Origin of the sequence: Paraburkholderia lacunae (assembly GCF_003353175.1) — a bacterium.
In the GTDB taxonomy this organism is placed as follows: domain Bacteria; phylum Pseudomonadota; class Gammaproteobacteria; order Burkholderiales; family Burkholderiaceae; genus Paraburkholderia; species Paraburkholderia lacunae.
Window position 1 is genome coordinate 286,969 of the sequence record NZ_QHKS01000006.1, and the last position, 12,468, is coordinate 299,436.

Consider the following 12,468-nt stretch of genomic DNA (forward strand, 5'->3'; position numbering starts at 1 on the left):
CGCGGAACATCCCCCGTTTGTCAGACAAAACTATCTGGTTGAACGTGCAGAACGGCAAGTTCTGGTGAATGTTAATGCATCCGATTCTCATTCATAATTACATCGTCACAGTCATCTATAAGACATCTGACAAAAGACTTGGGGAGATGCCGTCAAACCCATGCCTGGCGGGCGTTGGGCCGGTTTGAGGCGTCGGCGGAATATGTTTATCTAGCAGCGCGTACTGGAAAACACGCATATACTCACGTGCGGGCCGTAAAAAGTAGTGCCGTGGGTCGCGCTGCCTTTGCGCCGTTCGTCGCAACCTCGCTGGCTCAGCGCTACAACGCTCTGTCTTTCATTTCACCAAGCAAAGCATTAAACATGTCCACGCCAAAGATCATCTACACCCTTACCGACGAAGCGCCTGCACTGGCGACTTACTCGCTGCTCCCGATCGTCAAGGCTTTCACGCGCTCGTCCGACGTGATCGTTGAAACGCGTGATATCTCGCTTGCCGGCCGGATCATCGCTGCATTTCCGGACTACCTGACCGCGGAACAAAAGGGTTCCGACGATCTGGCGGAACTGGGTGGACTCACCACGCGCCCGGAAGCGAACATCATCAAGCTGCCGAACATCAGCGCGTCGGTGCCGCAGCTGAAGGCTGCGATCACCGAACTGCGCGACCAGGGCTACAAGCTGCCGGCCTATCCGGACGAGGCGAAGACCGACGCTGAAAAAGACGTCAAGGCGCGCTACGACAAGATCAAAGGCAGCGCGGTGAACCCGGTGCTGCGCGAAGGTAATTCGGATCGCCGCGCACCGTTGTCGGTGAAGAACTACGCGCGCAAGCACCCGCACAAGATGGGCGCGTGGAGCGCGGACTCGAAGTCGCACGTGGCGCACATGAGCGGCGGCGATTTCTACGGCAGCGAAAAGTCCGCGCTGATCGCGGCAGCCGGCAGCGTGAAGATCGAATTGACGGCCGCTGACGGCACGAAGACGGTCCTGAAAGAAAAAACGGCAGTGCAAGCGGGCGAGATTATCGACGCTTCGGTGCTGAGCAAGAACGCGCTGCGCAGCTTCATCGAAGCCGAGATCAACGACGCGAAGGCAAAGGGCGTGCTGTTCTCGGTGCACCTGAAAGCCACCATGATGAAGGTATCGGATCCGATCATCTTCGGCCAGGTGGTGTCGGTGTTCTACAAAGACGTGCTGACCAAGCACGCTGAAGCGCTGGCGCAAGCCGGCTTCAATCCGAACAACGGCATCGGCGATCTGTATGCGCGCCTGAAGGACCTGCCGGCCGAAACGCGCGAAGCGATCGAAGCGGACATCAAGGCGCAGTACGAACAGCGTCCGCAACTCGCCATGGTCAACTCGGACAAGGGCATCACGAGCCTGCACGTGCCGAGCGACGTGATCGTTGACGCATCCATGCCGGCCATGATCCGCGAGTCGGGCAAGATGTGGGGCGCGGACGGCGCGCTGCACGACGCCAAGGCCGTGATTCCGGACCGTTGCTATGCAGGCGTCTATCAGGCCGTGATCGAAGACTGCAAGAAAAACGGCGCGTTCGATCCGGTCACGATGGGCACCGTGCCCAACGTCGGCCTGATGGCGCAAGCCGCGGAAGAATACGGTTCACACGACAAGACGTTCCAGATTCCGGCGAACGGCGTGGTTCGCGTGACCGACGCAGCCGGCACGGTTCTGCTCGAGCAGCCGGTCGAAGCAGGCGACATCTGGCGCATGTGCCAGACCAAGGACGCACCGGTCCAGGATTGGGTCAAGCTCGCAGTGAACCGCGCACGCGCCACCAGCACGCCGGCCGTGTTCTGGCTGGACGCGGCTCGTGCGCATGACGCGCAGATCATCGGCAAGGTCGAGCAATACCTGAAGGATCACGACACCAGCGGTCTGGATATCCGCATCATGACGCCGGTCGAAGCCACGACGTTCTCGCTCGAGCGCATCCGCGCCGGCAAGGACACGATCTCGGTGACCGGCAACGTGCTGCGCGACTACCTGACCGACCTGTTCCCGATCATGGAACTGGGCACCAGCGCGAAGATGCTGTCGATCGTTCCGCTGATGGCCGGTGGCGGCATGTTCGAAACCGGCGCGGGCGGTTCGGCGCCGAAGCACGTTCAGCAACTGGTTGAAGAAGGCTTCCTGCGCTGGGACTCGCTCGGCGAATTCCTCGCGCTGGCTGCGTCGCTGGAACACCTGAGCAGCGCGTATCACAACCCGAAGGCAGCGGTTCTGGCGAAGACGCTGGATCAGGCGACCGGCAAGTTCCTCGATAACGACAAGTCGCCGGCGCGCAAGGTCGGCGGTATCGACAATCGCGGCAGCCACTTCTATCTGGCGATGTACTGGGCCGAGGCACTCGCTGCGCAGACCGAAGACGCCGCGCTGCAGGTGCAGTTCGCCGGTGTGGCGAAGGCAATGGCCGACAACGAAACGAAGATCATCGAAGAGTTGGGCGCAGCGCAAGGCAAGCCGGTGGATATCGGCGGCTACTATCGTCCGAGCGTTGAACTGACGAGCAAGGCAATGCGTCCGAGCGCCACGTTGAACCAGATCGTGGACTCGGTTGCGTAACGGGTTGCGTAAAGGGTTGCGTAAGTGATCGCGTGAATCACTGCAGCACGCACTGAAGTAAGCAGTGAAGCAAGCGGTAAGCATGACGATGGCGCTCGTGAGCGCCATCGTCGTTTCTACCTGCACGTGGGCGGCGGCCATCCCTGCCGTCACACGTGAACGATTTCCCAATCGCCGATTTTCTCCGGAATCTCGAGCGTCGACGTGTCGACTTCGGACAGATGCGGGCAGGTCAAGCCGCGCGCGAGGTCGTCGGCCGCCTGTTGCGGGCTGGAAAACTCACCGAGTGTTTCGTTGCCGAAGGTTGCCTCCCAACCATCCTGTCCCGGCAAAATGTAGAACGCTCCCTGGGGCGAGCCAAAGCGAAAGCCTTTCATTTTTAGTCTCCCAATTGCCATAAAAAACCGCGACGACGTGGTGGCTTCCTGCGGGCGGTGGGGACAAACTCGACAGCGTTTTCGTCCTATCCGTTTCGACCCGACCGCGTGAAGCGCCAACTCATGTAAAAGAGTCTACGTCAGCAGGTCGCGTCGCAAGGGATCGTTAGATGGTTCATTCGATCGAAAAATATCATTTAAAAACAATGATTTGATTGCTTCGTTCCGCGATGTGCAACGTGGGGCGACATTGCGAAATGGCGAATTTGTGCCGTGCACCACGATTTTTTACAGAGCAACGCGTCATGCCGCATCGTGAAATTTTGGGGGTGGCGTGACATAAAGCGCCGCGGACTCAAGACGAAGCGGGACCTTGCTCGCCATTTCCTTGAGCGAGAACCTCATCGAGGAACGCCAGCATCACGCTGTTGAATTGATCCGGCCTTTGCAGGGGCGCGAAATGGCTCACGCCAGGAAGCAGAATGAATTCCGCGCCGGGAATACTCTGGGCGAGATAGTCGGCATGTTCCGGTTTGATGAATTCGTCATGCTCGCTTTGCACGATCGCAACCGGTACGCGAATTTCGGCCAGCTCGCGCGCGCAATAGTTGGGCTCGGTTTTCATCATCTCGCTGACCGCGCCGACAAACGCATTGAAGTTGTCCGGCGTGGCGGACAGTTGCGCATAGTCTTTGGCGTGCCTGCTGAAGCACCGGTCGATGACCGGGCTTGGCGTGAATTCCTTTGTGCCGCTGGGGTCCATGTTGCAGCCGAAGAAAAATACGCCTGCCACCCGCTCGGGGGATTTCATGCCGAGGATCATGCCGACGCAGGCGCCGTCGCTCCAGCCCACGATGGCCGCTCGTGCAAGCTGCAATGCGTCCATGACGGCGAGAACGTCGGACGCCATCAACTCATACTCGAAGGGTCGTGAATCGCGCGTACTGCGGCCATGGCCGCGGCTGTCGACGAGCACCACGCGATGCCCCGAGCTGACCAGCGCGGGCACCTGATAACCCCAGTTGCCGCTATGGCCGAGACCGCCATGCAGCAGGATCACGGGCGAGCCTGTTCCGTATGTCGCGTACCAGATACGCGCACCGTCGTGCTCTACGTGACCCTGGTCGCTAGAGGCAGGCAGAGGCGCGGCGCCATGCGCTTCGAAATGCACGAGGTCGTCGTCGTAGGGTTTCATGGTGTGGCGGGCTCCGGTTGTCTCGCGATCTGTTGGAGAGTGTAGTGTCATGCGGCCTGAAGCATTCCTGCGGATTCTAGCTTTGAAGGCGACGCTAGCCCCGCATCACCTCTTTACCTATACTCATCTCACTCTGAAAGGCGCCCCCCAACCGCTGTCACACGAACAACACGGAGCCTCACATGCCGATAGCAATGCGAAACGCGGCCTTGGCATTACTGACCTGCTCCATGTTGAGCGCCACGGTCTGCGTACAAGCCGATGCCAGATGCAACTCCGCAAATTGCTATCCTCGCGGCCAACTCCTCGATCAACGCGCCACGCTGCGCCTGAGCGCAGCCGCATTCTCGAAACTGCTGGCATCGACCGCCTCCGGCCAGCAACTCGCTCAAGTCGCCGGCACCCCCGCGTGCAACGTGGAGGTCGTGTATTTCCGCTACCGCACCATCGGCGGAGCAGGGGAGCCCACCACCGCCAGCGCCGCCCTCATGATTCCCGGCGGACGTACGGGGTGTAGCGGCCCGCGCCCGCTCATGCTCTACGCGCACGGCACCACCGCCTATCGCAACTACAACATCGCCGATGTGACGCAAACCGATCCGGGCAACGGCGACGGTGCGTCGGAGGGCATCAGCGTCGCCGCCATGTACGCGGCCCAGGGCTACATCGTGGTAGCCAGCAACTATGCGGGCTATGCCGGCTCCGATCTTCCGTACCACCCTTATCTGAACGCCGATCAGCAATCGGCGGATATGCTCGACTCGCTGCGGGCGGCGCGCATCGTCCTGGGCGAATCAAAACCGGAAAGGCCGGAAAAGTCGGAGCGGTCGGAAAGAAAAACGCGGGAAAACGGCAAGCTCTTTATCACCGGCTATTCGCAAGGCGGCTTTGTCGCCATGGCGACGCATCGTGCGTTGCAAGCGGCAGGCGTCAGCGTGACCGCGGCCGCGCCGGGATCGGGACCCTACGCGCTGGCCGCCACCGCCGACGCGCTCGTCGCAGGCGAGGTGAACCTGGGCTCGACGGTGTTTACGACGCTGGTCGTGACGGGCTACCAGCATGCGTACCAGAACATCTATCGCAAGCCGGGCGATTTTTACGAAGCCGCCTACGCGCCCGGCATCGAGACCCTGCTGCCCAATGTGAAACCGCTCGATACCCTGTTTGCCAAAGGTAAGCTGCCCGCGACGCAACTCTTCAGCAGCGTCCCCCCGGCCCCGCAATTCGCTTCCGTGACGCCGCCGACGGCTCCCCCTCTCGTGCCCGCCGCGCTGACGCCGCTCTTTGCTTCAGGGTTCGGCAGCGCGAACCTCGTGCGCAACGAGTATCGGCTGAGCCTTCTCGAAGACGCATCCGTCAATCCCGACGGCGCCTTCCCCAGCGCAACGGTTGCGCTCGCGCCGGCTGCCAATCCGACCCATCCGTTGCGCCAGGCATTCAAGCGGAACGATCTGCGAAACTGGCGTCCGCGTTCGCCGGTTCTGCTCTGCGGAGGCCAGTCGGATCCCACGGTGTTTTTCTTCAACGCGGAGATCGAACAGGCCTACTGGCTGAACGCCAAAGTGCCGGCGGGGCTCACGTCGGTGCTGGATGTCGACTCCCCGGTCTCCGGGCCCAACGACGCCTACGCACCGATCAAGCAAGGTTTTGCGCTCGCGAAATCGACGCTCGCCAGTCAGGCGGTGGCGGCAGGCGCCACCGACGGCGGCGCCTCCGCAGTGCTGCAGGCCTACCATGGCGACCTGGTCGCGCCGTTCTGCATGGTCGCTGCACGGGCTTTTTTCGCGAACTTCTAGGCGTGCCGCCCTATCCGAACCGCCTGGCGGAATTTATCGACCGAACAGCGGCAATCGACCGGCATGCGGCGGCGTTCCGACGCTGACGGGCCGTCGCGGTAGGTTTTTTTCACTGTCACATCGAACCTGCTTTTCAGCTGTTGCTTCCCTATACTTTGAACAATTAAGGCAGCAAGCCAATCAACTGATCATTGATCGTGCTTTCAGATCGATCGGGAGCGAAGACGCGACGATCTGTTCCTCACGGCGCAGCGGCACCTCGAGTGCGTTGCGTCGCAGGCGCGCCAATCTGGAGCGAGACATGAGCCAGTCAGTATCCGCCAGGGCGAAGGCTGGCCATCCAGGCCATCCCGACCAACCCGGCCGTCCCGCGCCTCACCGGCCGGCGATGCCCGCGCTCGCACTTGCGGCGCTCGGAATCGTGTACGGCGACATCGGCACCAGCCCGCTCTATACGCTGCAGACGGTGTTCGATCCGGCCAATGGACTCACGCTGAACGCGCTGAACGTGGTCGGCATTGTGTCGTTGATCGTCTGGTCGCTGACTATCGTCGTCTCGCTCAAGTATGTCGCGCTGATTTTGCGCGCGAACAATCACGGCGAAGGCGGCATCATGGCGCTGCTGGCGCTCGCTGCTTCATCCGTGGCGACACGGCCACGGCTTCGTCATACGCTGCTGGGCGTCGGCATCATGGGCGCAGCGCTCTTCTACGGCGACAGCGTGATCACGCCGGCGATCTCGGTGCTGAGCGCGGTCGAAGGTCTGGAGGTCGCCGCGCCGTTTCTGAAGACGTACGTGATACCGGTGACACTGGTCGCGCTGGTCACGCTGTTCATGATGCAGAAGCGTGGCACAGCCGGCATCGGCAATATCTTTGGACCTGTGATGGTGCTCTGGTTCATCGTGCTTGCCGTGGTGGGCGTCGTCAACATGACGAGGGCGCCCGCGATCCTGGTCGCGCTCGATCCGTTCACCGGGCTTGCATTCTGCCTGCGTCACCGGTGGCTGGCCTTCGTTGCGTTGGGTGCGGTCGTGTTGTCGCTGACGGGCGCCGAGGCGCTGTATGCCGACATGGGACATTTCGGCGCGAAGCCGATCAGGTTGACCTGGTTCGGCCTGGTGTTCCCGGCGCTCGCGCTGAACTACCTGGGGCAGGGCGCGTTGCTGCTCGCCGATCCGGGGGCGCTGCAGAATCCGTTCTACCGGCTGTTCCCGCAATGGGCGCTGTATCCGATGATCGTGTTGTCGACGATTGCGACCGTCATCGCGTCTCAAGCCGTCATCTCGGGTACGTATTCGATGACGAAGCAGGCGATGCAACTCGGCTTCCTGCCGCGCATGAACGTCGTCTACACGTCGGAAAGAGAGATGGGGCAGATCTACGTGCCCGGCATCAACTGGACATTGCTTGCGGCCGTCGTGGCCGCGGTGCTCGGCTTCGGCTCATCGACGGCGCTCGGCTCCGCATACGGTATTGCCGTGACCGGCACGATGCTGATCACAACAGTTCTCACGTTCTTCGTGGTGCGCTACGCGTGGCATTACAACTGGCTGCTGTGTGTTTTCGCCACCGTATTTTTCTTCATCATCGACGCGACGTTCTTCTCCGCGAATCTGCTGAAGCTGATGCAGGGCGGCTGGTTCCCGCTTCTGATCGGGCTGATCATCTACACGATCATGGCGACATGGGGACGCGGCTGGGAGATGATGCGTGCCGAAGCGCGCGTGAGGGCCGGGACGACGCCTCTCCAGCCATACCTGGCGAAGCTGCTGGCCCGCTCGCCGATGCGGGTCGGCGGTACGGCGATCTTTCTGTCGGCTGATCCTGATGGCGTGCCGCACTCGCTGATAAACAATCTGCAGCACAACCGCGTGCTGCACGATCGCGTGATTTTCGTGACAGTGAATAACGAGGAGATACCGTGGGTTCCGGCGAGCGAGCGAGTGACTGTGCACGCGCTCGACTCGGACTGCTACCAGATCACGATCACCTATGGCTTCATGGATGAGGTCGATCTGCCGCGCGCACTGAAGGCGTCGGGCCTCGGCTTCGATTCAGCGGAGACGTCCTATTTCCTCAGCCGGGCGACCGTGGTGCCCACGCGCGACAGCGGCATGGCGATGTGGCGCGAGCGGCTGTTCGCGGTCATGCTGCACAACGTCGGCAACGTCGCGGCCTATTTGAAGCTGCCTGCCAATCGGGTCATCGAGTTGGGCGCACGCGTGGAAATCTGACGCGCCAAGCCTCACGACGCATGCGCGTGCCGCCTCTCGTCGTGCTATTGCCGTTGCGGATGATCAAGAAAGAAGCGCAGCATTTCGGCGCTTGCGTCCGGACCGGTGGGGTCCGTGTAACTGCCGCGCGCATTGCCGCCCGCCCACGCGTGCGGCGCGCCATGGATGGTCCACAACTCCGCGTCGACACCGTCGCTGGAAACCAGCCGCGAGACGGTACAGGCACGTCGGCCCGCATCGAACCGACGCTCTTCGCCTCCGGCGTCCGGCCGTGCTTCGAAGCCGTGCACGAGCCGCGCGGCATTCGCTATGTGAACCGTGGCGTCGGCGTCACCATGAAAGACGATCATGGGCCGTTGCGGTGAGTCTGTATCGCGCTTCGCGCGCTGTGACTCTGCGGGGCGTTTGCCGCCTTTCATCGCCGCGAGCGCAGAGGGTAAATCGTGCGCGCACCGCGCGGGGAGACCGGAATGCACACCGGCTGCGGCATACAACTCGGGATAAGCGGCTAGCATGATCGCCGCCATTGCGCCCCCCGCGGACATGCCCGCGACGTACACTCGCGCAGGATCGACGTGATGGGCCGCGATGATATCGCGCGTGATGCCCGCGATCAGTGACGGCTCGCCGCCCTCGCGATGTTGATCTTCGGGTTTGAACCAGTTCCAGCACTTCGACGGATTGGCCCGCCGCGGCTGCACCGGATAAGCAACGAGACATCGATGCCGCCCGGCAAGCGCATTCATCTGCGTGCCTGCGGCGAAATCGTCGGCGTTCTGGGTGCAGCCGTGCAGCATCACAATCAGCGGAAGCGGTTCGCCGGCGGTCTCCGCCGGCACATACAGCCGATATTGACGGGAGCCGGCTGTATTCGAATGCGCAAGCGTGCTGAAATGCCCGCGATCCTCCACGTCGATGCCTGCATCCCGCGCCGTGTGCGCGGCGGCTTGCTTCGCCTTGGCCTCGGCAATCCGGAAGCCGACGGGTTCCGGCGCCTTGTCGCGCGACGCGGATTCGTTCGCCGCGCCGGCAGTTTCGCCTCGCAGTGCGCGTTGTATCACTTCCGTCGCTTCGGCAGGGCCGCGGGTACGCAGCAAAGTCATCGCTTCGCGCATTGCGTTCAGGAAGCCTTCGTTCAGTTTCATAAAATTTGTCCGGTTTTCGGGTTGGGCGGCGCACGGCTAGCGGATTCTGTCGGCGAGCGCCGTTTTGACGGCAGGCGAAGCGTGAAAGGCGCCCAGTACCACGACGCTCTCGATGGTGGCGAGCGCGAGCTCCGGTGAGACATCGGCGGCAATGCTGGCCAGTCCCAGCACGTGAACGTTGAGGCGCTCGTGGGCGGCGCGTACCGCCTCGAGATCCTGCTTGGAGAAATGCTGCAGCCCGAGCACGAGCGCGCGACGCGTAATGGTTTCCTGGACGACCTGCCCATGCACAGCGAGCTGGTTTCGAATCGCCGTGCGAATCAGGTCGGTCCGGTTCGAATAAAAGCCTTCTTCGACCAGAAGATCGATCTGCCCGAGATCAACAGGGCCAAGGTTGATCGTGATTTTTTCCGAGTCGCCGCCTTTGAAACGCGTCGCGTTGGGTAACGCCGGTTTTTTCATTTATCCATCCTTATGCCATCCATGTGGATGGTTTTAGGATGATTTTGGGTGCGCTGCAACATCAAAATTTGGGGCCAGGACGTGTTCTTTGCGTGTCCGGCCCGCGGCTGACTGAGTTCGACCCCCGAGCTGCCCGTCGTGTCGCCCTAAGTGCAGCGTGCGCTTTTGAAGCACAACGGTCGTTGGTGTCGGCATGGAGGTCGGCGGCAGTTCGGCCATTCCGGCCATTCACGCCAGGGTGTCACGGCAGATGGCCAATGTCGGGTTTCCAGCGCAGCCAAGACCGTTCGACCCACTAGAGATCTTCGACGAGCGAACGCAGACGACCGTTAATTGGGGCTCTGTCTACGTTCGACTGCCCGCGTGAAAGCGCCAGTCACCGTCGGTTGATGCCCGCACCTCGCGTGAAATCTCACCAGCAGCGTCGCACAGCCAGTTCGTCACTAATTAAGTAGCTGCCTTGATACGTTCGGTGCTACGGGGCAATTGAATAAGCGGATCGTCCCAATAAAAAATGGCTCAATTCTTCATAAAAAAGCAGGCGCTCCCCGTTTACTGATTGTCACGTCGACCCTGACGTGATTTTCAACCATTCAAGGAGATCCATCATGCCGAACATTAGCGATATTCATCGCCTCGTCACAGACATGAACAACAAGAGCATCCTGAATACCAGCACCACGCTGAACGATTTGCTATCCATTTCTGCGGACAGTATCACCAATCCAGGCGTTCAAGCCGGCTGGTACGCGTTGGGTGGCGATCACTATGTCATCGTCTGTGGCCAAAACCCAGGTGCTACTGTGATCAATCAAGGTGCTGCTGCGCAAGGAAGCGGCCAGTAACGCGCCGTAGAAGCCCCAGACTTGGCGCACGTAGCCATTTCCGCCCGCGAAGGTGCGGGCGATTTTTCCAAGCGAGCCCATCAATGCACGACACCCGAAATAATCTTGCACACGTCCTTGGATTCGCGCGGTCCTTGCTAATGGATCTGGACAGATTTGCGGAATCGTCATCCCGTTATGATCCTGCGCTGGATAGACATCAAATCCTGGATAAGCTAGTTGCTGAAACGGCGTTGCTGCTCCTCGTAGCAAACCGTATCCCTGAAAACTCCGGTTTTCAAACAGATATTCGTGAGCTGAGCGCGATTTTATCCCCCCACGCCCGCACCGCTCGGCATCTCTTCCTGCTGGCTGCGAGCCCGCAAGCCGTCGGAGGCATTGCCCTGGCTCATATTGCGCTGACGTGTCTAGGCAAGCGGGATGAAACCTTCGACGCCGCAGTACAGGCAGCATTTGCATCGCCCTATATTGATTCAATTGATCGACCCAATTTTCGACAGATGGAGATCAGATGGCTATACAGTCTCTACTCCAATACAATCCCAGATTTCTCAGATTTGCTCCCGTGCAGCATCATTAATAAACCCATGCATCCAATTTTCATGCGGCGGGAAGACGCATATGCAGTCACTCATGCGGCGATGTATCTAACCGATTTCGGCCGTTCGACATTTTTGCCCAGTATAGATCGATGGAAATTATGTGGATTTATTGACCATTCCATCTCCTGGTGTCTTGCCTATTCTGACTGGGATTTGCTCGGTGAGATTGTCATGGTTCAGCGTTTTCTTCAATCTCGCGATTCCATTTTTTCAAAAACAGCGAGTTCCGTATTATCGGATGTTTTTTCGCGCGACTGGTTCATGCCGGGGCCGAATTTCGTTGCCGAAACATATAACGCGCTACCGGATAATCAGAAAATGGGATATGCCATGGTGCATGGGTATCACAGCACGTACGTTTACGGAATTTTATGCAGTCTTGACTTGATACGTGGTGAAGACACCGTGGAACACGATTTGGATGACGTCGTCCCTTCAGATGAACAAGTGGTAGCAAATTCGAAGCTGATTAAACTCGCTCGGGAAGCACGTGGGGTAGAACTGATGCAAGAATTGGAACAACATCGCAATACCTGCATACCCCGAGTATCCGAAACATGCGAGGTGGCTGCGGAAGCGATCTGTCAAACGCTTAGAGCGAGTGCTTACAGACGGCTGGAACTCGAGCCACGACACTGAGGTGTTCGACGCGCCAGGCGCGCCAAGACCGGCCGGCTGGACGGCGACAAGCTGCTGGCGATGCTCAGGCGGCACCTCGCCTGATCGTGCCGCATCCGACACCACTGACCATCCCGGCCTATCAATCGCCATAGCCGCGAAACCTCCAACCGCGTTGGGGCACTCCGCGGTTTCCTCCATCGGGTTTATTCGACGCCTGCCGACATGCGCGGAGGCATGCACATTCCTGCGACCGATGGCAGGCATCGAATAAACCTTAACGAACCCGGAAGTACGCGGTCGACTCGAACATCACTGATCTCGACCAGCTGCCGAACTTCCGAACCCGACCCACCAGGGGCAGTGCCCCATACATTATCCAAGCATCCCGTCCGTCCGAAGGCGAAAAGCCGGCCTTCGGCATCGACAATTGCGGTCGATAACTACGTCAGATGCGGATTCCGGTCAGGCTGAACATTGACTCCGGCGAGCATTGAACACCCTGCTGGTGCTGACCAGGGGCGGGTGGCCTGCTGCCGTCAGGCCCCACAGGCTATATTCTGAAAGATCCGCTTTTGACCCAATGAAGCGGACCTTCTTGGC

General features: G+C 60.2%; 9 protein-coding genes. 5 read left to right on the top strand and 4 right to left on the bottom strand.

Annotated elements, in window-relative coordinates:
- The first annotated feature begins 363 nt into the window (after nucleotides 1–363).
- Nucleotides 364–2,589 carry an NADP-dependent isocitrate dehydrogenase gene (locus DLM46_RS11500; protein ID WP_115100875.1) on the top strand — a complete coding sequence of 742 codons (2,226 nt, stop codon included), beginning with the start codon at nucleotides 364–366 and terminating at the stop codon, nucleotides 2,587–2,589.
- A 149-nt stretch (nucleotides 2,590–2,738) separates the two neighbouring features.
- On the opposite strand, the gene DLM46_RS11505 is transcribed toward DLM46_RS11500, so the two are convergent.
- Nucleotides 2,739–2,966 (bottom strand): hypothetical protein, encoded by a 228-nt coding sequence (locus DLM46_RS11505; protein ID WP_115100876.1) that lies wholly within the window; start codon nucleotides 2,964–2,966, stop codon nucleotides 2,739–2,741.
- Between the two features lie 355 nt (nucleotides 2,967–3,321).
- Nucleotides 3,322–4,161: an alpha/beta fold hydrolase gene (locus DLM46_RS11510; RefSeq protein WP_115100877.1), complete on the bottom strand. Its 840-nt coding sequence runs from the start codon at nucleotides 4,159–4,161 to the stop codon at nucleotides 3,322–3,324.
- Between the two features lie 182 nt (nucleotides 4,162–4,343).
- Here DLM46_RS11510 and DLM46_RS11515 point away from each other — a divergent pair, with 182 nt between their 5' ends.
- Nucleotides 4,344–5,957, top strand: coding sequence for an alpha/beta hydrolase family protein (locus tag DLM46_RS11515; RefSeq protein ID WP_115100878.1), 1,614 nt, complete (start codon nucleotides 4,344–4,346; stop codon nucleotides 5,955–5,957).
- 301 nt (nucleotides 5,958–6,258) lie between these two features.
- Nucleotides 6,259–8,193 (top strand): potassium transporter Kup, encoded by a 1,935-nt coding sequence (locus DLM46_RS11520; RefSeq protein ID WP_115100879.1) that lies wholly within the window; start codon nucleotides 6,259–6,261, stop codon nucleotides 8,191–8,193.
- 44 nt (nucleotides 8,194–8,237) lie between these two features.
- On the opposite strand, the gene DLM46_RS11525 is transcribed toward DLM46_RS11520, so the two are convergent.
- Both DLM46_RS11525 and DLM46_RS11530 read right to left on the bottom strand, forming a co-directional pair.
- Complete coding sequence (locus DLM46_RS11525) at nucleotides 8,238–9,338, bottom strand: extracellular catalytic domain type 1 short-chain-length polyhydroxyalkanoate depolymerase (RefSeq protein ID WP_115100880.1); 1,101 nt, start codon at nucleotides 9,336–9,338, stop codon at nucleotides 8,238–8,240.
- 36 nt (nucleotides 9,339–9,374) lie between these two features.
- Nucleotides 9,375–9,800, bottom strand: coding sequence for a CopG family transcriptional regulator (locus DLM46_RS11530; RefSeq protein ID WP_115100881.1), 426 nt, complete (start codon nucleotides 9,798–9,800; stop codon nucleotides 9,375–9,377).
- A gap of 608 nt (nucleotides 9,801–10,408) precedes the next feature.
- On the opposite strand from DLM46_RS11530, the gene DLM46_RS11535 reads away from it, so the two are divergent.
- Both DLM46_RS11535 and DLM46_RS39015 read left to right on the top strand, forming a co-directional pair.
- Nucleotides 10,409–10,645 carry a hypothetical protein gene (locus DLM46_RS11535; RefSeq protein WP_115100882.1) on the top strand — a complete coding sequence of 79 codons (237 nt, stop codon included), beginning with the start codon at nucleotides 10,409–10,411 and terminating at the stop codon, nucleotides 10,643–10,645.
- A gap of 83 nt (nucleotides 10,646–10,728) precedes the next feature.
- Nucleotides 10,729–11,886 carry a DUF6895 family protein gene (locus DLM46_RS39015; RefSeq protein ID WP_133300328.1) on the top strand — a complete coding sequence of 386 codons (1,158 nt, stop codon included), beginning with the start codon at nucleotides 10,729–10,731 and terminating at the stop codon, nucleotides 11,884–11,886.
- The last annotated feature ends 582 nt before the right edge of the window (nucleotides 11,887–12,468 follow it).

Bases quoted from the DNA above. Each gene is read 5' to 3' on its own strand.
- DLM46_RS11500 (WP_115100875.1), top strand. From the start codon at position 364: ATGTCCACGCCAAAGATCATCTACACCCTTACCGACGAAGCGCCTGCA.
- DLM46_RS11505 (WP_115100876.1), bottom strand. From the start codon at position 2,966: ATGAAAGGCTTTCGCTTTGGCTCGCCCCAGGGAGCGTTCTACATTTTG.
- DLM46_RS11510 (WP_115100877.1), bottom strand. From the start codon at position 4,161: ATGAAACCCTACGACGACGACCTCGTGCATTTCGAAGCGCATGGCGCC.
- DLM46_RS11515 (WP_115100878.1), top strand. From the start codon at position 4,344: ATGCCGATAGCAATGCGAAACGCGGCCTTGGCATTACTGACCTGCTCC.
- DLM46_RS11520 (WP_115100879.1), top strand. From the start codon at position 6,259: ATGAGCCAGTCAGTATCCGCCAGGGCGAAGGCTGGCCATCCAGGCCAT.
- DLM46_RS11525 (WP_115100880.1), bottom strand. From the start codon at position 9,338: ATGAAACTGAACGAAGGCTTCCTGAACGCAATGCGCGAAGCGATGACT.
- DLM46_RS11530 (WP_115100881.1), bottom strand. From the start codon at position 9,800: ATGAAAAAACCGGCGTTACCCAACGCGACGCGTTTCAAAGGCGGCGAC.
- DLM46_RS11535 (WP_115100882.1), top strand. From the start codon at position 10,409: ATGCCGAACATTAGCGATATTCATCGCCTCGTCACAGACATGAACAAC.
- DLM46_RS39015 (WP_133300328.1), top strand. From the start codon at position 10,729: ATGCACGACACCCGAAATAATCTTGCACACGTCCTTGGATTCGCGCGG.